Raw genomic sequence first — 19,647 nt, forward strand, 5'->3', positions numbered from 1 at the left:
GGCGCTGGTGCCAAGATTGCCAAAATGCTGGGACAGCAAGACGGCAGGCCCTGTTCCTGTTAGCGAGGCCGCATCCACCCGTCCTTCGTTGCCGCCTAAACCACCGATAAAATCCGGGCTATGAATCCGCAGGTAGAGAGAGTCCTGTGGCTCATTGCCATAACTGGAGTTAGGCACTCCAGACCCAAGCCCCACAAGCATCAGCCCTTGTGTGTCAAAGGGGGAGTTCAACGTGACCTCAAAAATGAAACTTGTGTTGAGGTAGTCACCTGAAATCGTGCTGATGTAGGCGCGGTCTGCCGGGCCTGTGGAACTGGCCCTCTGAATCGTGCCTCCGGAGATCGTGAAAGCAGCGGATGGGTTCTGGAGGTTCGCATCGAGGCTGCCGCTAAAATCTTCCGTGAAAAACGCGGCCGCACTGACTGGAGTTACAGATGTGCCGGCTAACAGAAGCAGGGTGGCGAACAGATGGGGGGGGAAGGGCGGTTTCATCAATTTAGGGCGTGGCGTATTGGGAGAGCGATCCTCTTAGCGGCCCGGTGGCCTGCGTCACCGCCGCCGGGTCAGTGTTGTTGGTGAAGGAGAATGGCAGCGCTGTCTGATCATTGATGGATGCGCTAAAATCCACCAGCACAGCCGCAGCATAACTCACCGATGGTTGTGCGAGCAAAAACATGCCCACAGCAGCCATCAGAAGAGCACTGTTCGTCTTCATGGGACCTATGTTCTTAAATTTGGCCTGGTAGTTCAAGATGAATTTTTTGGGGGGATGGAGCATCCTGCTGTGCTGCGGACCAGGGCGCGGACAATGACTCCAACGAGAGGGAGCCGCCGTTGCGCTGGCCATCAGCGAGCTATGCTGCCGCTACTGGTATCCCATTTATGCCTACCTGCGCTGTCGTGGCTTTGACCGGCTGGATGCGCAGGACATTAAACAGACTTTTTTCCTTGCCCTCACCGCAGGTCTTGTGCAAAACGCGGATCAAAGTCGCGGACGCCTGCTCTCTTTCCTTCTCGGCTCGCTGGGCCGCCATCTGGCCACTACCTGCTCCATGAGAACGCCGAAAAGCGTGGCGGTTGCGCCATCGTTTTGCCGCAGGAGTGCCAGACGGCGGGAGGTCGCTACCGGCGCGAACTCATTGAGCATCGTGATTCAGAATTCCTGTATCTATCAACCTGGGCGCGTGAGTTGGTCGACCGGGTGCGCGAGAAACTGCGCACCCATTCAGCGTGGGGAGTTGTTCGATGCCCTGCAGGCGTGCCTGGGGATGGAGGATGAATCCACGCCCTACCGCGACCTTGCGCGGCAGTTCGAGGCCAGTGAGACCGCCATACGCCTCCAGGTTTTCCGTTTGCGCCGTCGCTTTGGTAAAATGCTGCGTGAGGAAGTCTCACAAACCGTGGAGACTCCGGCGGAACTGGAGCAAGAGCACGCATGGCTCGCCAAGACTCTGCGCCAGATGTGAGGGGCTGGTTCTTTTGCAGCCCCTCTGCATTTTGATGGTTGAGAGCGCCCGTGCCGGGCGTAATCTCCGGCATGAAGCGAGCGTTCTCCCCCGTGTTTCACCTTTGCATACTTCTCTTGGCGACTTTCATCGCAGGGCCGCTTTCCGCCCAGTCACAGCAGGTGGATGAGAAAGATCTGCGAAACTGGGCCGATCGTGGTGATGCCGACGCACAGTTTGAGCTGGGGCTGCGCATGATCACTGGCGAAGGGGTGAAAAAAAATCTCGCGGAAGGTGTGAAGTCCATCGAGAAGGCCGCGAAACAGAAACACCTCCGCGCCCAGCACATCCTCGGAACGCTGCATGAGGATGGCGTCGGGGTGAAAAAAGATCTGGCCAAGGCGGCAGAGTGGTACAAGACCTCGGCTGATCTCGGCTTCGCGCTTTCCCAGCACAGCCTGGCTGCGATGTATGAGGAAGGCAAAGGAGTGAAGAAAGACCCGGTCAAGGCGGCGGAGTGGTTCAAAAAAGCGGCGGACCAGGGGAATCCTCCTTCACAGACCGTTTACGCCTCCAAGCTAGAACGTGGCGACGGCGTGGCGAAAAGCACCGCCAAGGCCGCGCTGTGGTACCTCAAGGCCGCTCAGCAGGACTTCGTGCCTGCCATGACACGTCTGGCCAACTTGTACTACACCGGCCAGGGCGTGCCAGTGGACTATCGCCGTGCCGGTGCCTGGTACCAACGCGCCGCCCGCTCCGAAGATCCCTGGGCCTCGAACAATCTCGCCTGGTTCCTCGCTACCTGCCCCGAGGAGAACCTCCACAATGGCGAGACCGCCGTGCTGCTCGCCCGCCGTGCCTTGAAACTCGTCGCCGAAGTCGCTCAGAGCGATGAACAGCCTTATGAGATGATCGACACCATGGCCGCCGCCCTGGCCCGTAACGGTGAGTATAAGGAGGCTGAGCTTTGGCAGCAGCGTTCCCTGCTCATGCTCAAGGATGACAGCGATCTGCCCCAGGATGATCGCCAAAAGCTCAAGAGTGAGTTTGAGACACGCCTGAATCTTTATCAAAAAGCCACTCCCTTTGTCGAACCCGGCCCAAAGGGCGAGGATGACGCCGAGCCGCTGCCCCAGGACACCATTTTGCAAGATGAGGGGCTGCCTGACTCCAAACCGCGCAACAAAACCACGCCGAAGAGCAGTCGTGGCACGGTGGTGTGACAGGTCGTTTCAGGCAACAGGGCACCCTTCGGAGTTTTTTGTCAGCGAGCAAGATTCGCACACCGCGCCGCAATATCTGCAAGACAACCGGCCTCTCACACGGTTAAAGCGGCACATTCGTCATTCTGAATTCGTCATTTTCCTTCCCTCATGTCCACAGTCGCCGTCCGTTCTGCCGCTCTTCCGCCGCCCATTCCCGGCCTGAACCGTCGTATCCGCCAGCCGAAGAAGAATATCCCGCAGACCAAGCCGGAGCGTGATCAAATCCTCGGTTGGGTGCGTGCCTATGCGGAGGAGCAGAAACTCGTACCGCCGGTGCCTCTGGCAGAGCTTCAGGAGCACACGGACAAAATCATGGCCATCTACGCCATCGACAAAATTCACCGCGATTACGTCGGCGTCCTGCTTGCCAATGAAACCTGGCGTGAGTCCCTCGCCACCGTGCCGTATGAAAAGCGTCTGCTGCTGATGCCGAAGTGCCTGCGCGTCGAAAGCAAATGCCCCGCGCCTTTTGATGAATTTGGCCTGCTCTGCAAACAGTGCGGCCTCTGCTCCATCCAGGACTTCCAAAACGAGGCCGAGAAGCTTGGTTACGCCGTTCTCGTCGCCGAAGGCAGCGCCATCGTCATGTCGCTCATCCAGACCGGTAAGATCGAAGCTATCGTCGGCATTTCCTGCCTTCCCGTGCTTGAGCGCACCTTCCCCTACATCGAAGCCGCCGCCATTCCCGCCGTCGCTGTGCCGCTGCTACAAGATGACTGCATCGACACCCTCGTCGATATCGATTGGGTCTGGGATTACATCCATCTCACCAGCGACGACAAAACCCGCCGCTTAAACCTCAACGCGCTTCACGACGAGGTGAAGACTTGGTTCACTCGCGAATCGCTGGATGCCCTCATGGGTCCGTCGCGCGGTCACAGCGACGACATCGCGCGCGAATGGCTTGCCCGTGCCGGCAAGCGCTGGCGTCCCTTCCTCACCGTCGCCGCTTATCAGGCGCTGCGCGAGGATCCTGAAGGCCCGGTCTCCGACACCGTTAAAAAAGCCGCCATCGCTGTTGAAATCTTCCACAAAGCCTCTCTCGTTCACGATGACATCGAGGACGGCGATGCCGAACGCTACGGCGAAACCACGCTTCACACCGAGCACGGCATTCCCGTGGCCTTGAACATCGGCGACCTGCTCATCGGCGAAGGCTACCGTCTCCTCGCCGACAACGATGCCGCCGCGCACATTCGTAGTGCTGCCATCCTTGTGGCGGCTGAAGGTCAGCGTGAGCTCTGCATCGGCCAGGGTGCCGAACTGCTCTGGACGCGCCATCCGGTCGCTCTCAGCAGCACCCAGGTGCTCGAAATCTTCCGCAGCAAGACCGCGCCTGCCTTTGAAGTCGCTCTCAAAGTCGGTGCCGCGCTCGCAGGCCAGCTCGACGAATGCGCTGACGTGCTGCACGCCTACAGCGAGAACCTCGGCATTGCTTATCAGATCCGCGACGACCTCGACGACCTCGGCGAAGACTCCGCCGCCGGCAACGAGTGGAACATGCGCCCCAGCATCGTCCTGTCCCTCCTGCGTGAAAAAGGCAAAAACGAGGTCAAAGACCAGATGGAAGCCCTCTGGAACGGCGTCGCCGCCACCAAGCCCGACAACGCCACCATCCGCCAATGGGCACTCGACAGCGGCGCTCATGAAAAGGCGATGACCCTCCTCGAAAGCTACAAGGAAGCCGCCATCCGCTCCCTCCAGGAAGTCGAACTCCCCAACCTGAAAGGCCTTCTGCGCCGCGTGATCGGCAAAATCTTCAACGAACTCGAGATCAAAGGGTGGTGCCGCGAGTTCGAGCAGAAGAACCTCAATCCCGAACTCCGCGCCGAAGCCGCCAAAGCCGCCGAGCACCTCGTGCCGAACGTCGTGTCTGCGTAAAGTGTGATTCGCTCACTTCCAGTGCGGCAGGCGAGCGTTCCTTGATTCCGAGCGCCGCACAGAGGACTGTGCGGACCACTTTCCCGCGTGTCCGCCTCCTCCACCAGACTCCGCCTCACCTTCGGCCTCGGCTTTCTCGCGTTTGTCGTCGCGGGATCGTTGTTGCTGCTAGCTTGGTTGCGCCAGCGCGAGCGTGAGGAATCGAATCGCTTGTTTCATGCGCTGGCACAAGCCGATGCCGAGTTTGTGCGCCGGATGAATCTGCCACGCAGCGAAAAACTCGCGGGTGATCTTGAGCAGCTCCTTGGCATGCAGATTGAGTTCCGCGAAGCTGGCAAAGGCGTGGCGAAGGACGACGACACGCTCGTCGTGCGCCTCGATGACAAGAACGACATGGTTTTCACGCGCAGTTCTGTCCCATCACAACTTTCGTTGCGTGATCCCGCCACGCGGAATGCCTTCATCACGTTCTGGCTTGTCTCCGGCGTTGTGGGATGGCTGCTCGCGCGTGAACGCCTCAAGCGTGCGCAGTCCGAACGGCTCGCGATGCTGGGTCGTGTGGCGACGAGTCTGGCGCACGACATCAAGAATCCGCTCGCCTCGATTCAACTGCATGCGCAGTTGATGACTCCGAATGATGGCGAGGATGCGAAGGCGCTGAAGATGATCGAGAGCGAGGCCGAGGTCATCGCCGGACTCGTGAATCAATGGCTGCATCTCGCCAATCCTTTGCCGCCGAAGCTGGTGGAGCTCGATGCGGCCGAATGTGTTGCCGCCGTGGCTCGAAATCTGGAAGCGCAGGCATGGCATGCCGGGGTTGAGATCGAAAACGGCCTCATCGGCCCGCTTTGGGTGATGGGTGATGCGCAGCGGCTTTCACAGGCGTTTCGGAATCTTCTCGTGAATGCGTTCCAGGCGATGCCACGAGGTGGGAAGCTGCAAATCAGCGCCGAGAGCCATGAAAACACCGTTTCGCTTCGTTTTGCCGACTCAGGCCTCGGTTTCTCCGAGCCCGCGCTCGCTCGCGGCACGGAGTTGTTCTTCACGGAGAAGGAAGGCGGCATGGGCGTAGGGTTGAACATCGTCGCCACCATCGTGACGGCGCATGGCGGGCGGCTTGAATTGCAGAATGACCCCAAGGGCGGGGCGGTTATCCTCGTGTCGCTTCCCTCACTCGCCGCATGAACGCCCATATCCTCATCATCGAAGATGAATACGCCCTCGCCGCCGCGCTCTCGACCGTGGTGCGGCGTCTCGATGCCACGCCAGTCGTCGCGGCAAGCGGGCAGGGGGGAATTGACAAACTCGGCTCGCAGAACTTCGCGCTCGTTATTCTTGATGTTGGATTGCCGGACATGAGCGGACTGAAGGTGCTTGAGAAGATTCAGGCGCTGCCAAAGCCGCCGCCAGTGCTCGTCATCACCGCGCATGGCACGCTCGACACCGCGCTGGAGGCCCGCAGGCTCGGCGCGCGCGAGTATTTCCTAAAACCGCTGAATCTCGCGGATCTCCAGCGGACGATCCGCGAGATCCTCACGCCTGCGAAGATGGAAGCGCCTGCGCAGACGACTATGATTGGCAGCAGTGCGCTGATGCAGCGCGCGTTTGCTGTCATCGCCCAAGCGAGCGGCAGTGACGCGCCGGTGTTGCTCCAAGGCCCGCCCGGCAGCGGCAAAAACCTCGCCGCCGAGGTGATTCACCGGCATAGCGCGCGCGCGGGTGAGCCGTTGGTCGTGTTTCGCGCCGATGAATGGCCTGCGGACCGTGTGGAGGCTGCTTTGGACGACGCCATCGAAAAAGCGGGCAAAGGCGTGTTGTTTCTGGATGAGATCAGCACCTGGTCAAAGCCGCTCCAAGCCGCGCTGATGCACCGCTTGGGCGCTTTGAGGGCGCGGTTGTTCAGCGCATCAAGCAGTGAGCTGGCGGCTCTGCGTGAAGATCTGTTTTACGCGCTGGCGGTGCTGCAAGTGACGCTGCCACCGTTGACGGAGCGCACGAGCGACATTCCGTCGCTGGCCGCGTCATTTCTCGATGATCGCGTGCTCTCCGCCGAGGCCATGGCCGCGCTCAAAGCACACCTTTGGCCGGGCAATGTGCGTGAGCTGAAAGCGGCGATGGCCCATGCCTCGGCGGTTTGCAGCGGCAGCACTCTTCTGCCTCATCATCTGCCTGCGAATCTTCAGAACACCGAGGATGGAAATCATCTCGAAGACACCATGAAGCGCGGCCTTGCCGCCTGGCTTGACCAAAAGACCACCGGCGCGGACGAAACGATGCCTGCCTATGATGATCTGCTCGAAACGGTGGAAGCTGCGATGCTGGAAACGCTCTTGAAGCGCTTCGATGGCAAACCGACACGCCTTGCCGCTGCATTGAAGATGAACCGGGCGACGCTGCGTAGGAAGCTGAAAGAGGATTGATGGCGGAAGCCGTCAAGACTTGTCAAGCATCGTCAAGACGTCACCTGCTTGACCTCTTGACGGCGAGCCATCTTGACGCCGCTCTTTCACTTGCCGTCCGCCTTGCCTGGCACGCGGGGATCGTTCGCGGGGAAGAAAAGTTTCTTTTCCTGATCGAAGAAGATGGCCTGGCAGGCACCGAAGGTGGTTGTCTCTGCGAGTTTGTGGCCGAGGGCTTTCACGCGGCTGAGAGTGCCTTCGCCGAAGGCTTTTTCGATCTTGAGCTCGTCCGGGTTCCACTGGTGGTGGAAGCGGGGTTCGGCCAGGGCGGCGGCAGGGAGCATGCCGTCGTCGATGATGTTGCTGATCAACAGGAGTGCTTGGGTGATAATGGTGGGACCGCCGGCAGCGCCGGTGACGATGAAGGGTTTGCCGTCTTTGAGCACGATCGTCGGACTCATGCTGGAGAGCGGACGTTTGCCGGGGGCGATGGCATTGGCTTCGGCTCCGATGAGTTTGAAGGCGTTAGGCACACCGGGCTGCACGGCAAAGTCATCCATTTCGTTGTTGAGCAGGACACCGGTGCCAGGGATGACGACTTTGCTGCCGAAACCGGTGTTGATGGTTTGATTGAGGGCGACCCAGTTGCCCTGGGCGTCGGCGGTACATAGGAAGGTGGTGTGCTTGCCGAATATGTCGCCCTCCCAATGCGGCGGCATGCCGTGGCCGGTCACCTGCGTGGCATGGTCGAGGTCGATTTTCTTCGCAAGTTCGGCGGCGTAGGCAGGATCGACGAGACCACGCGGCACTTTGGCGAAATCGGGATCGCCCAGCCAGTGAGCGCGGTCGGCAAAGGCGAGCTTCATGGCCTCGGTGATGACATGGATGCGGCTGCTGGCGCGGAAATGGCGGATGGGGAAGTGTTCGAGGATGTTGAGGATTTGCGCGACGTGGACGCCACCGGAACTGGGCGGCGGCATGGTGATGAGGTCGTAGCCGCGATATTTGGAGCGGATGGCCTCACGTTCGGGTGCTTTGTAGTTCGCGTAATCAGCGGCGGTGGTGATGCCGCCGTTCGCTTTCATCCATTCCTCGGTTTTTTGGGCGAATTCGCCTTCATAAAACCAGGCGATGCCTTTTTCAGCCACGGCTCGGTAAGTGGCCGCGAGGTCGGCTTGGACGAGCGTCTGGTCCTTTTCGAGCGGTTTGCCGTCCTTGAGGAAGATGGCGGCCGAGGCGGGGAACTGGGCGAGTTTGGCAGCCGTGGCGGCGAGTTTGCGGGCATAGACCTCATCAAGGGGGAAACCCTTTTCGGCGATCTCGGCGGCGGGGAGCAGCAGATCGGCGAGTTTGAGCTTGCCGTGCTTCGCTTGGGCGGCGGCGCAGGCTTTGAGGTAGCCCGGCACACCGGAGGCGAGCGCACCGGTCTTGCTGGCCTCGTCGTCGAGCTTGCCGTTGATGACATACATGTCCCGTGATGCCTTGGCGGGGGCCATTTCACGGCCGTCAATGCAGGTGACGGTGCCGTCAGCGGCGTGGATGACGAAGAAACAGCCGCCGCCGATGCCTGAATTGTGCCCGTCCACGACGCCGAGCGTCAAACCGGCGGCGATGGCCGCGTCGATGGCATTGCCACCCTTTTCAAAAGCCTGCATGCCCGCCTGTGTGGCCAGCGGATGCACGGTGGCGATGGCATGTTTTGGAAACGAGACGTCTGCGGCATGCAGGAGACCGCCGACAAGGCAAAGCAGGGCAGGGAGCACTTTCATGCCCTGAGGCTAGCAACGCCCGCACGGGCGTCGATGAAAAAAGCCTCGCCAAAATCAGCGACCCAGCCTCAGATCCCGCGCTTCCAGTTCAGCCAAGCTTTGCGGTAGGTGAAAGCCATGGCCATGATCCCGGCGAACAGCAGCAAAGCTCGGCTGGGTTCTGGCACAGGCTTCACGGAACTGGCATCCAAGTTGGTGAGGTTGAAAACATCAGGATTCACCAGCCCGGGCTCTGCCGCGCCGACAGCAATGACGGCGAGGGCGCTACAAGCGAGCCAGTAGATGACAGGTCGGAATGACATGGAATTAACTAAACCTTTATTCAATGAATGGGGGGATAGACAAGACTTATTTTGCGACAGTTCTGTTCTAATGATCTCATTTTCAGGCGTTTGATGTACTATACTTAGGAGATTGGCTTGTGTGTTCAAAGGGTGCCTTCCTGCTTGCGAGTTCACCGGGCCTCCGCCATGACTACGGCCCTTCAACCCCGGCTTCTCTTCCATCATGTCCAACGTTAGTTCTCCGCGTGTCATCAACATAGGCTTGGCCGGTTTAGGCAATGTGGGGGCGGGTGTGTTCAAGAATCTCGAAAAGAATCGCGCCCTGATCAGCCAGCGCATCGGTGCCGAACTGCGCATCACACGTGTGGCGGTGCGTGATCTGACCCGTCCGCGAGATGTCGAGGTGCCGAGTGAGCTTTTGACCACGGATTGGAAGGACTTGGTCAACGACTCGGCCATTCCAGTGATCGTCGAACTGATCGGCGGCACGACGACGGCTTACGAGATGGTGGCTGCAGCCCTGCGGGCCAAAAAAATCGTCGTCACGGGCAACAAGGCGCTGCTGGCCGAGCGCGGGAAGGAATTGTTCGCATTGGCCGAGGAGTGCGGCGTGCCGATTTACTTCGAGGCGGCGGTGGCGGGCGGCATTCCGATCATCCAGGTGCTGCAGGAGGGCTTGGTGGGAAATCACATCCGCTCCATCCACGGCATCATCAACGGCACCTGCAACTACATCCTCACCCGCATGTCCCAGGCCGGACTGAGCTACACGGACGCCTTGGGCGAGGCGCAGGAAAAAGGCTATGCCGAGGCCGATCCCACGCTGGATGTCAGCGGCTGGGACGCGGCGCACAAGGCGATCATTCTCGCCTCCTTGAGCTACGGCTTCTGGATTCCGCAGGACAAGGTGCATGTCGAGGGCGTGGAGCGCGTGAGCATCACGGATTTCAAATTCGCCGCCCGCCTCGGCTACACGATCAAGCTGCTCTCGGTGATCCGTGCGGATGAAAACGGCCTCGTCGAGGTGCGCACGCAGCCCACGCTGGTCCCGCTTTCGCATGTGCTGGCCAATGTGAGCGGTGCGTTCAACGCCGTGCTGGTCAATGGCGATGTCGTGGGCGAGACGCTCTTTTACGGCCGTGGCGCAGGGCAAGATCCGACCAGCAGCAGTGTGATCAGCGACCTTTGCGAAGCCGCCGCCGTGCTGATGCATGGGGCGCGTCACAGCGGCTTCGTGCCGCATGGCCTTTACGGCAAATCCAAGCCGATCGATGACACAATCTCCCATTACTACCTGCGTCTGACCGTGGACGACGTGCCTGGTGTTCTTGCGCAGGTTGCCACGGTGCTGGGAGAGCGTGGTATTGGTATTTCGTCGATGATTCAGCCGGAAGATCTTGAGGACACCAGCGGCGAGACCTCGCTGGTGCTCATGATCCATGATGCACGCCTGGGTGACATGAAATCAGCCCTGGCGGCCATCAGTGAACTCAAGTGCGTGCGCGGCGAACCAAGCTGGATGCGTGTGGAAACGCTCCAGGGCTGAAGGGTTGCGTGACAAAAGTCCAGCGGCCCAAGTTTGACATGGCGACAGCCTAAAAAGCGTGAGAGTTTGCGATTCATGAAAATCGCTCTCACAGAACTCGCCACCCTCGTCGGAGGCACACTCAAAAATGGTGATCCCACGCTGGAAATCACCGGCTTTGCCTCGCTCAAGGAGGCGGTTTCTGGCGATCTGAGCTTCTTTCATGACACTCGCTACAACGACCGCCTGCTGAAAACAAAGGCATCGGCTGTGCTGGTGCCTGCTGATTATGCGGAACTGCCGCCGCAAGCGGCCTACATCGCGGTGACGGACCCTTCACGTTCCTTTGAACTCATCGTGGAGACCTACGGCTTCCAGCCTGCGCCGTTTGAGCCGGGCGTTCACCCCTCGGCTGTGGTCGCGGATTCGGCCAAGTTTGACGCGACGAAGGTTTGCGTGGGCCCGAACGCGGTGATCGAGGCCGGAGTCGAGCTGGCGGATGGAGCCGAGATCGGCGCGGGCTGTTTTGTCGGACGTAATGCGAGTATCGGCGGCGGGTCCAAGATGTTTGCCAACTCGACCGTGCATGCGGAGTGCATTCTCGGCAGCGGAGTCATCCTGCATTCCGGTGTGGTCATCGGCGGGGATGGATTTGGTTACGAGTTCAGCCAAGGGCGGCATCGCAAGGTGCGCCAGGCGGGCATCGTGCAGATCGACAACGATGTCGAGATCGGCGCTGGCACCACTGTGGACCGTGCGCGTTTTGGCCGCACCTGGATCGGCGAGGGCACAAAGATCGACAACCTCGTGCAGATCGGCCACAACGTGGTCATTGGAAAGCATTGCATCATCGTCGCCGGCACCGCCATCGCGGGCAGCGCGATCGTGGGAGATTATGTGGTGATCGCGGCGCAGGTCGGCATCGCCGGGCACGTCACCGTTGGCTCGCAGGCCACCCTGGCTGCCCGCTGTGGCGTCACACGCGACCTTCCAGGCGGGCAGACCTATCTTGGGTTCCCGGCGATTCCGGCGTCTGATGAGAAGCGCCGCCTTGCCAGCATCAACCGCCTGCCGCAGTTGCAGGCCCGTGTGAAGGAATTGGAAGCGCAGCTCAAGAGCAACGGCAGCAGCGCTGCCTGATCACCAAAAGCCCCACTGCTGCGTCTTCATGACGTAAAGACCGAGCGCCAGATTGCCGACGGCGTGCATGAACACGCACGCGCCGAGGTTTTTCGTCCGCACGGCCACGAAATACATCAGTGATCCCCAGACGAACGCGCCGAGGTAGTCCTCCGTGTTGTGAATCAGCATCACAGCCACGGTGACAATCCAAAACACCTTCCAGGCATGCGTGCCGAAGGCGATTTTTTCAAAGCGCCCGTCTTCGGTGAGCAGAAAGCGCATCAAAAAGCCGCGCCAGAACAATTCCTCGACCAGCGGCACCACCAGCACCATGCGCGCAAAGCGCAGACCTACGACCACGCCGAACCACAGCGGCGAATCCTTTGCGATCATCGGATCGAAGCCTTCAGTGCGCTCAGCGAGTCCAAACCACTCCCACCATTTCGCTGGTTCATGTCCGCCTTGAATCAAGGCCTCACGCAGTAGCGCCGGAGCGACCCAGAAGGCGATGCCAACGATGCCGAGCACGAAAGCGAGACCCAAACCACGCCATGGCGCCAGCGTGTAGTGTTTGCGAAACAGCACGAGCATCACGGCGCAGATCACAGTCTGCAGCGGATAGACCCAGTGCTCCGGCGCACGCACATGCCAGGGCAGCTCGGAGTTTTCGATGCGGAAGATGCCGGGGACGGCGTTCAGCAGTGTGAACAGCACCAGCGGCAGCACATGCGCGGCGGTGGGGGAGGCAAGCAGGCGCGCAAACATCAGGAACGAGGGTTAGGGCAGTGCCAGTTCCTTGGCACGATCCTGATTGAGCAGCCATTTGGCGCAGTGTCGCAGGTAGCCACGGTTCATCGGTGACCTCGTGGAGGCACCGGTCGCCATCATGGCAAGCATGCGCGAGGTGACGCTCTCCATCGTGTTGCTGAACCAGCCGGGGTGGTCCGTCTTCAACTGCATGCCGCGCTCGTAGAAGGCCACGATGCGGCCGTCGTAGAAATACTCGATCAGCTCATGCCACGCGGCGTGCCAGGCGCGCTGGCGCTTCTCGTAGCGGCCGAGTTCCCTCATCAGGCGCTCCGGTGAGTCGAGCAGCTTCTCGCCATGCTTCGCAAACATCGCGCCCAGGGTTTCGGCGGCATCCAGGGCCAGGAAAACGCCCGGTGAGAGCATCGGATCGACAAACCCAAACGCATCTCCGGCTGCCACCCATCCCGGACCATGCGCACGGTCGGAAATGAGCTGGTAGTTCGTGTAGGTGTACACATCGGTCACGCGCTGGCGGTTCTGCGCGAGGGGTGAGAGGATGCCATCCGTCGTCAGCACCTTTTCAAGCCGGGCTTCGGCGGTCGCGCCGAACTCGGGCAGTGATTTCGGGTTCATCACGATGCCGAAGGAGAGCCGGTCCGGCAGCGGAATGCGCCAACTCCAGCCCCAGGGATGATAAGTGATCGCGATCTGCCCCGGCTCATACGGATGCTCAATGCCGGTGAAGTGCGCGAAGTGCGCTGTGTCACGACGCGGGCCTGTTGTAGACCCGATGCCGAGCAGCTTGGCCGAGGTGCGCGAGCGTCCGCTGCAATCGACGATGAGATCCGGCTTGGCACCGTGGTGATAGCCACCTGCCTCAAGCGCCGCCACATCGAGCTCCAGTTCCGGTTTGCCACCCGGATGCGCCACGAGCCCGGCGCGGTGTTTCACAAATGGCACGCCGAGTTCTTTGGCGTAATCTTTGAGTACATCATCAAACGCGGGGCGCGGGATGTTGTAAGCATAAGGCGGCAGACGGCCCTTCACCGACATGAAATTGAAGTGCATCTGCGTGCCGCGATGATGGATGAAGCTGGCCCCAGGCTTGCGCTGCGCGATGGCCGCCACGCGGTCCTCAATGCCCAGGCGCTGGATGATCGCGACGATGGCGGGGATCATGGACTCGCCGACAAGCAACGGCGGACGCTTTTCATCATCATAGACGATTGGCTGGATGCCCTGGCGAGCGAGCAGAGTTGCCAGTGCGCTGCCCGCAGGCCCGGCGCCGAGGATGGCAATGCGTGGGGGACGATTCATGGGTTTCAGTAGCGGCGGAGTTTGCCGCTGGGGGTCAGCGGCAGCTCGGAAACAAACGTGTAGAACAACGGCACTTTGTAGGCGGAGAGTCGCTCCTGGCAAAGTTTTCTCAACTCATTCACCGGTGGCGGCGATTCGGCGTTTTGCGGGATGATTTCCGCCGAAGGCATCGCTCCAAGTGCCGGATGCGCACGACCGGAAACGCGGGCGGCTTTCACACCTGGATGGCTGCAAAGAACGGCCTCAACCTCCTCAGGAAAGCACTTCAGCCCGCCCACATTGATCACACTGCGCACCCGGCCACGCAGGTAAAGACAACCGTCCTCGTCCATTTCGGCGATGTCGCCGGTCGCGAACCAGCCATCGTGCAACACGGCATCACGCGGCTGCCAGGGCGTTAGATAAGCGTCAAAAATGCCCGGACCGCGCAGCATGAGTTCGCCATCGTTCAGTTTGACCTCAAAGGCGGGTTGAGGCTGGCCGATTGAGGTCGGTTTGTCCTTTGCATGTTCCAGATTCAAGATGGGAAGACCCGCTTCGATGATGCCCATGCCCTGCGTGAGATGCAGCCCGGTTTTGCTCGCGAAAAGTTCGGCCACTTCATTCGTCAAAGCGAACGCCGTGGAAACCGCGAGACGCAGCGAGCCGAGCGATGCCGCGTCCGACTGGCCGGAGAGCATCGTGTAATGGTAGGGCGAGCCATACATCACCGTCGCGCCATGTTCGCGCATCATCGCGAGCATCACCTTCGGGTCACTTGCGGGAGCGAGGATCGTGGTGGCGCCGTGGTAGAGATAAAGAATGATCGAAACCGCGAAGTGGTGCGCCATTGGCAGCACCCACAGCACGCGATCCTGCGACCCGATGCGCAAACCCTCGTTCGCCGCCGTGATGCGGCCCAGCAGTGTCTCATGCGAGATCACAATGCCCTTCGACGTGCCCGTCGTGCCGCTGCTGAAGCGGATGAAAGCCGGATTCAGCGCTTCGAGGGCCGATTCATCGAACGCAGGCGGTGAGTCATGTGCCACCGCCTCAATGCGCCAGTCTTTCGCGTTCTTGGCAAACACGATGGCATCGAGTGCCGTCGATTTTGCGAGCTGCGCACGCTCGCTGGCCGTCAGCTCGGCCGGGATCGGCACAAAGCACGCGTTTTGCTTCAAGATAGCCAACGCCACCACGATGTAGTCCGCGCCGCTCGGCGCATCGAGGCCAATGCGCGGACGATTTTTCCCCGGCCAGGCCGGATCGGCGTTCATGCGCTGCGCACAGGCGTTCATGCGAGCCTGAAGCTCGCCAAAGGTGAGCTGGAGTTCCGGGCTGATGACGGCGGGATGCGCGGCTGTGCTGCGTGCAAAGATGAGATCGACGATGTTCACTGAGGCCGGGATATGAACGCTCTCGCATGCGCTGGCAAGGCGAGGCTTTGCGTCAGTCCTGTTGGCTCTGCCATGTCGGAAAGCCGTGCATCATCACATTGTCGCCCATCGGGCGGACGGTGACGTTTTCGAGCTCGATGGACTGCGGCAGAGCGGGTCCGGCCAGGGAAGGGCGGCCGCCACCGCAGAAGCGCGGGGCGATATACCAATAAACCTCGTCCACGAGTCGCTCGCGGAAGGCCTGGCCGAGGAGGATGCCGCCGCCTTCGATGAGAACGGAGAGGACGCCGCGTCTGGCCAGATCTTTGAGAACGTCCGGCAGATCCTTGCCGAGCATGATGAGCGTGCGGTCCTTGAACTCGTCAGTAAGGATGTGGGAGTGCGGTGGAATCTCGCCGCTGCGGGTGAGGACGACGCGCCAGGGCTGCAATTTACCGCTGCCCACGCTGCCATCCCGCAAGGTGAGCTGCGGGTTGTCTTTGCGGATGGTTTCTGCGCCAACGATGATGGCGTCCACGCGCATGCGCAGTCGGCGTCCATGAGCGCGGGCGGCGTCATTGGTGATCCACTGGCTTTCACCGGCGGGACGTGTGATGCGGCCGTCGAGGCTCTGTCCGGCCTTGGCGATGACATAAGGCATGCCAGTGGTGATCCATTTGGAAAAGGGGCGAATAAGCGCAGCGCATTCGGCCTCCAGCACACCTGCAGTGACTTCGATGCCGGCGAGCAGAAAAATATCGCGGCAGCGTCCGGCGTGCTGCGGATTGGGATCGTTCGCGCCATAGACGACGCGTTTGATACCCGCGGCCTTAATGGCCTCTGTGCAGGGCGGCGTGCGGCCCTGCGTGCAGCAGGGTTCGAGCGTGACATAAATCGTCGCTCCCGGCAGCAGCTTGGGATTGAACTGCCGGGCATCGCGGATCGCCTCCACCTCGGCATGCGCCTCTCCTGCTTTGTGATGATAGCCCTGCCCGATGACTTTCCCCTGCGCGACGATGACAGCTCCCACAGGAGGATTCGGACTGGTCAGGCCGACGCCACGCTGCGCCTGGTCGAGAGCGAGGTGCATCCAGCGCTGGTCAGAGGTACTGTCTTTTTTGTCGGAGGGAGGCGGCATTGGGAAGAGAAGAGAGTAAACAACAAAGCCGGTGTGAGAAGCAAGAATTCCGTCACGCGGCGAACAGGATGGCAGGCGGAATGATTTTGTGCTCGCCGTGGCGTGTGGGTGGCGGTTTACTCTGTGGCAGTTGATGAAACTCTCCCAAAAAGCGCTGCTCTACCGCGAACTGGCCAAGCTGGTGGGCGCGGATTTTCATCTGGACCGGACAATCCAACTGCTGCTCAACCAACGGCCCTCGCATGCGCGTCAGACGTGGCTGCTGGGGCTTCAACGCGGTCTGGCGGAGGGGAAGGGGATCACCGAGTCGCTGCGAATCCACTGCGAGGTGTTCACTGGCACGCTGGAGCTGGCCTTGATCGAGGCCGGGGAGCGCAGCGGACGCCTCAGCGACGCGTTCAGTCATCTGGCGCGTTATTTTGAGGCATGGGACGTGGCGATGAGGCAGGCAATGAGCGCGGTGATCTATCCGCTGGTGCTCGCACACCTTGGCATCGTGCTGCCGGAACTGCCCGCGCTCGTGATGGCGTCGATGGAGGGGCAGAGTCTCTCGTTGCGTGGTGTTTTCATGCCGCTGGCCGTGCTGTGGCTCATTTTGCTGTCGTCGTTTTTGCTGTGGCGCTGGTTCTCGCGGCGGGGGGCGGAGTCGGCGGTGATGGATGAATGGCTGGGGCGCATCCCGCTCATCGGCGGTGTGCGGCGGCATTGGGCGCTGGCGCGGTTTGCGCAGGTGTTTCATGCCTGCCTGCTGGCCTCGATGCGGATGACGGAGTGCATGCAATTGGCTGGGGCGGCCTCGCACAGCGGGCTGCTGCGACGCGCCTCGAAGGATGCGGCACAGCGCATTGCTGCTGGTGAGACCATCGCCGGGGCGATGGCGGACGTGCATGGCTTTCCCATCGTCTTCGTGCATGGCGTCTCCACAGCGGAGGAGGCGGGCACTTTGGACCACGAGATGAACCGCTGGGCTGCCGCCGAAGCCATTGAGGCCAACGACGCCGTGCAGCGGGCGGCGCAGTGGCTGCCGAAGATCGGGTATGGCATCGTGGTGCTCTATGTGTCGTATCGCATCATCAGCATGATGAGCGGTTATTACGGTGGCATGCTGAAGCAGCTCGAAGCCCTTTGATTCGGGCCGGTTTGACCGGTCTGGTTGAAATAAATCCCCGTTGTCGGGTGAAAAGGCTTTACGTCTCGCTTTGAATGCGCTTTCTGTTCGGCCGAACAGCTTTTTAATCACCAACACACACCTCCACGACCATGGCCCGCTCCCCTTCCAAAGAAACCGCCGAAGCGACCCCGAAGACCGACAAGCTCGCCGAAGCCCGCGGCCGCAACCTCGACCTCGCCATCCAGCAGATCCAAAAAGACTACGGTGAAGGAGCCATCCTCCGCATGGGCGGCGAAGGCATCAAATCCGACATCAGCGTCATCCCCACCGGCAATCTCCTGATCGACCAGGCGCTCGGCACCGGCGGCTTCCCGCGTGGACGTGTGGTGGAAATCTACGGCCCGGAATCTTCTGGTAAAACAACTCTCACCCTCACCGTCATCGCCCAGGCGCAGAAGACCGGCGGCCTTGCCGCCTTCATCGACGTGGAGCACGCCCTTGATCCTGCCTACGCCCGCCGACTCGGTGTTAAAATGGACGAGTTGCTCGTCTCGCAGCCCAGCTCCGGTGAGGAAGCCCTGCGCATCTGCGAAACGCTCGTCCGCTCCAATGCGCTTGATGTCATCGTCATCGACTCCGTGGCCGCGCTCGTGACACGTCAGGAATTGGAAGGCGAGATCGGCGACTCCACCGTCGGCGCCCAGGCACGTCTGATGAGCGCCGCCTTGCGCAAACTCACCGCCATCATCGCCAAGGCCCGCACCTGCTGCATCTTCACCAACCAGATTCGTGAAAAGATCGGCGTCATGTTCGGCAACCCCGAAACCACCCCTGGCGGCAAGGCGCTCAAGTTCTACGCCAGCGTGCGTGTGGACATCCGCCGCATCGGTGCCATCAAGACCACCGACGGCACCGTCACCGGCAACCGCACCAAGGTCAAAGTGGTCAAAAACAAGCTCGCCCCGCCCTACACCGAGGCCGAGTTCGACATCATGTACAACGAGGGCATCTCCAATGTCGGTTCCTTGCTCGATCTGGCGATGGACTTCGAGATTCTGCAAAAACGCGGCTCCTGGATCAGCTACAAAGGCACCCAGCTCGCCCAAGGCCGTGACGCCGCCAAGGAAGTCCTCCGCAACGACGCCACCGTCTATGCCGAGATCGAGGCCGCCGTGAAAGCCAAGCAGGCCGAGAAGGGTGCTGCCGCCGAGAAAGGCTCGTCGAAAGCCGCTCCTTCTGCGGATGCTGAGGAGTAAGTTCGCAGAAAGTAGATGGCGGGTAGAGAATAGAAGGTAGGGGCTGGCTTCTCTATCTTCTTCCCTCTGGTTTCTATTCTCTGGCAGGATGCCTCATCGTCACCTCCCCGTTTGACTTTCCTGCCGCTGTGCGCCTCTTTTCGCGGTCACTCCGCGACTCGTATGGCTAAACACGGCCAGCACCAGCAGGAAACCTCCGCGCACGATGCCAAGTCGTCATGCGGTGGACGGCAAATCGTCGTCGAGCTGTGTGAGGTCTCCGCCTGCGGGCTGGTGTTCTGGTCGCGCTGTCGTTTTGACATCGGCGCCGAGGTGCAGGTTCGCATCCGGCGTTCCTCCCTACCACTGCATTCACAGATGGTGGTCGATTCGGACAGCCCTTGGGTCACACTGAAGGGGCTGGTGGTCGCCTGCCCGGCCCTGCGGCGTGAGGATGGTTCTTCCGGCTTTGAAGTCTCGTTGCTCGTCGAGCAGTTGCCAAAGATCCGGTCGAAAATGCGCTGGTTCAAACCACGGCTGCCTGGTTTGCGGTGTTTTGGCCTGAACTGAGCCGACTACGCGAACTCGACGCCGAAAAAGTCGAGCATCACCTGCCGGTAGACCGTGCGCTTGAACTTCGGCACCCAGTCCATCTGAAACTCAGACGGCTTGATCCAGCGAAAGCTGGCAAACTCCTGGTGGGTGGCGGCGAGATTGAAATCGGTGTCCTGGCCCAGGAAGCGGCACAAAAAATACGTCTGCTCCTGCCCACCGTAGATGCCGTACTTCAGCCGTCCTTTGGCAAAGGCGTAGCGGTAGCCGTCGCGGCGTTGCAGGATCTTCAGCAGGTCACGCTTCACGCCGATCTCTTCCTCGATCTCACGAAACATGGCCTGCTCCGCGTCCTCCCCCTCGTCAATGCCGCCCTGCGGGAACTGCCAGGCGCCTTTGATGTTGATGCGCTCGGCCACAAAGATGTCCCCGTTCTCACGCTGGAGGATGGCGGCGACGTTCGGGCGATAGACGATGGCTTCGGCGGGGATCATGGTTG

General features: G+C 60.8%; 19 protein-coding genes. 10 read left to right on the forward strand and 9 right to left on the reverse strand.

Translation table 11 applies throughout. The features are described from left to right. A partial coding sequence (locus tag ACILSI_RS15440) for a hypothetical protein (RefSeq protein ID WP_395722791.1) occupies positions 1–492 on the reverse strand: 492 nt, incomplete at its 3' end. A gap of 4 nt (positions 493–496) precedes the next feature. After that, positions 497–715 (reverse strand): hypothetical protein, encoded by a 219-nt coding sequence (locus ACILSI_RS15445; protein ID WP_395722792.1) that lies wholly within the window; start codon positions 713–715, stop codon positions 497–499. Between the two features lie 337 nt (positions 716–1,052). Between ACILSI_RS15445 and ACILSI_RS15450 the strand changes: the two genes are divergently transcribed. The 5 genes from ACILSI_RS15450 to ACILSI_RS15470 all read left to right on the forward strand — a co-directional run bounded on the left by ACILSI_RS15450 (position 1,053) and on the right by ACILSI_RS15470 (position 7,011). Next, the gene (locus tag ACILSI_RS15450) at positions 1,053–1,466 is read left to right on the forward strand and encodes a hypothetical protein (protein ID WP_395722793.1); all 414 of its coding nucleotides are present in this window, start codon (positions 1,053–1,055) and stop codon (positions 1,464–1,466) included. A 71-nt stretch (positions 1,467–1,537) separates the two neighbouring features. After that, positions 1,538–2,668 (forward strand): tetratricopeptide repeat protein, encoded by a 1,131-nt coding sequence (locus tag ACILSI_RS15455; RefSeq protein WP_395722794.1) that lies wholly within the window; start codon positions 1,538–1,540, stop codon positions 2,666–2,668. Positions 2,669–2,818: 150 nt separating this feature from the next. Next, positions 2,819–4,591, forward strand: a complete 1,773-nt coding sequence (locus ACILSI_RS15460; protein WP_395722795.1) for a polyprenyl synthetase family protein — start codon at positions 2,819–2,821, stop codon at positions 4,589–4,591. 87 nt (positions 4,592–4,678) lie between these two features. Beyond that, on the forward strand, positions 4,679–5,776 hold the full coding sequence (locus tag ACILSI_RS15465) for a sensor histidine kinase (RefSeq protein ID WP_395722796.1): 1,098 nt from the start codon (positions 4,679–4,681) through the stop codon (positions 5,774–5,776). After that, positions 5,773–7,011 carry a sigma-54-dependent transcriptional regulator gene (locus ACILSI_RS15470; RefSeq protein ID WP_395722797.1) on the forward strand — a complete coding sequence of 413 codons (1,239 nt, stop codon included), beginning with the start codon at positions 5,773–5,775 and terminating at the stop codon, positions 7,009–7,011. The genes ACILSI_RS15465 and ACILSI_RS15470 overlap by 4 nt, the downstream gene beginning before the upstream one ends. Positions 7,012–7,097: 86 nt before the next feature. On the opposite strand, the gene ggt is transcribed toward ACILSI_RS15470, so the two are convergent. Together ggt and ACILSI_RS15480 are read right to left on the reverse strand one after the other, a co-directional pair. Next, the gene (gene ggt, locus ACILSI_RS15475) at positions 7,098–8,759 is read right to left on the reverse strand and encodes a gamma-glutamyltransferase (protein ID WP_395722798.1); all 1,662 of its coding nucleotides are present in this window, start codon (positions 8,757–8,759) and stop codon (positions 7,098–7,100) included. A 68-nt stretch (positions 8,760–8,827) separates the two neighbouring features. Then, positions 8,828–9,061 (reverse strand): PEP-CTERM sorting domain-containing protein, encoded by a 234-nt coding sequence (locus tag ACILSI_RS15480; RefSeq protein ID WP_395722799.1) that lies wholly within the window; start codon positions 9,059–9,061, stop codon positions 8,828–8,830. Positions 9,062–9,266: 205 nt separating this feature from the next. On the opposite strand from ACILSI_RS15480, the gene ACILSI_RS15485 reads away from it, so the two are divergent. Beyond that, positions 9,267–10,589: a homoserine dehydrogenase gene (locus ACILSI_RS15485; protein ID WP_395722800.1), complete on the forward strand. Its 1,323-nt coding sequence runs from the start codon at positions 9,267–9,269 to the stop codon at positions 10,587–10,589. Positions 10,590–10,664: 75 nt separating this feature from the next. Then, entirely contained in the window at positions 10,665–11,708 is a 1,044-nt protein-coding gene (gene lpxD, locus ACILSI_RS15490) for a UDP-3-O-(3-hydroxymyristoyl)glucosamine N-acyltransferase (protein WP_395722801.1), read from the forward strand. Here the strand turns inward: lpxD and ACILSI_RS15495 are convergent, their stop codons facing one another. From ACILSI_RS15495 to ribD, 4 genes are read right to left on the reverse strand one after another with little or no spacing between them, the layout of a single operon-like run. Continuing rightward, complete coding sequence (locus ACILSI_RS15495; protein WP_395722802.1) at positions 11,709–12,455, reverse strand: CAAX prenyl protease-related protein; 747 nt, start codon at positions 12,453–12,455, stop codon at positions 11,709–11,711. A gap of 12 nt (positions 12,456–12,467) precedes the next feature. After that, on the reverse strand, positions 12,468–13,757 hold the full coding sequence (locus ACILSI_RS15500) for an NAD(P)/FAD-dependent oxidoreductase (protein WP_395722803.1): 1,290 nt from the start codon (positions 13,755–13,757) through the stop codon (positions 12,468–12,470). A 5-nt stretch (positions 13,758–13,762) separates the two neighbouring features. Next, positions 13,763–15,133 (reverse strand): class I adenylate-forming enzyme family protein, encoded by a 1,371-nt coding sequence (locus tag ACILSI_RS15505; protein ID WP_395722804.1) that lies wholly within the window; start codon positions 15,131–15,133, stop codon positions 13,763–13,765. Positions 15,134–15,185: 52 nt separating this feature from the next. Continuing rightward, positions 15,186–16,250 (reverse strand): bifunctional diaminohydroxyphosphoribosylaminopyrimidine deaminase/5-amino-6-(5-phosphoribosylamino)uracil reductase RibD, encoded by a 1,065-nt coding sequence (gene ribD, locus ACILSI_RS15510; RefSeq protein ID WP_395722805.1) that lies wholly within the window; start codon positions 16,248–16,250, stop codon positions 15,186–15,188. 133 nt (positions 16,251–16,383) lie between these two features. Between ribD and ACILSI_RS15515 the strand changes: the two genes are divergently transcribed. The 3 genes from ACILSI_RS15515 (at position 16,384) to ACILSI_RS15525 (ending at position 19,166) form a co-directional block, all read left to right on the forward strand. Next, positions 16,384–17,379: a type II secretion system F family protein gene (locus tag ACILSI_RS15515; RefSeq protein WP_395722806.1), complete on the forward strand. Its 996-nt coding sequence runs from the start codon at positions 16,384–16,386 to the stop codon at positions 17,377–17,379. A gap of 131 nt (positions 17,380–17,510) precedes the next feature. Then, positions 17,511–18,617 (forward strand): recombinase RecA, encoded by a 1,107-nt coding sequence (recA, locus tag ACILSI_RS15520; RefSeq protein WP_395722807.1) that lies wholly within the window; start codon positions 17,511–17,513, stop codon positions 18,615–18,617. A gap of 111 nt (positions 18,618–18,728) precedes the next feature. Further along, positions 18,729–19,166 carry a hypothetical protein gene (locus ACILSI_RS15525; RefSeq protein ID WP_395722808.1) on the forward strand — a complete coding sequence of 146 codons (438 nt, stop codon included), beginning with the start codon at positions 18,729–18,731 and terminating at the stop codon, positions 19,164–19,166. 5 nt (positions 19,167–19,171) lie between these two features. Here ACILSI_RS15525 and ACILSI_RS15530 read toward each other — a convergent pair whose 3' ends face one another. Beyond that, entirely contained in the window at positions 19,172–19,642 is a 471-nt protein-coding gene (locus ACILSI_RS15530; protein ID WP_395722809.1) for an RNA pyrophosphohydrolase, read from the reverse strand. Between the last annotated feature and the right edge of the window lie 5 nt (positions 19,643–19,647).

Source organism: Prosthecobacter sp. (assembly GCF_044232965.1).
Lineage (GTDB): Bacteria > Verrucomicrobiota > Verrucomicrobiia > Verrucomicrobiales > Verrucomicrobiaceae > Prosthecobacter.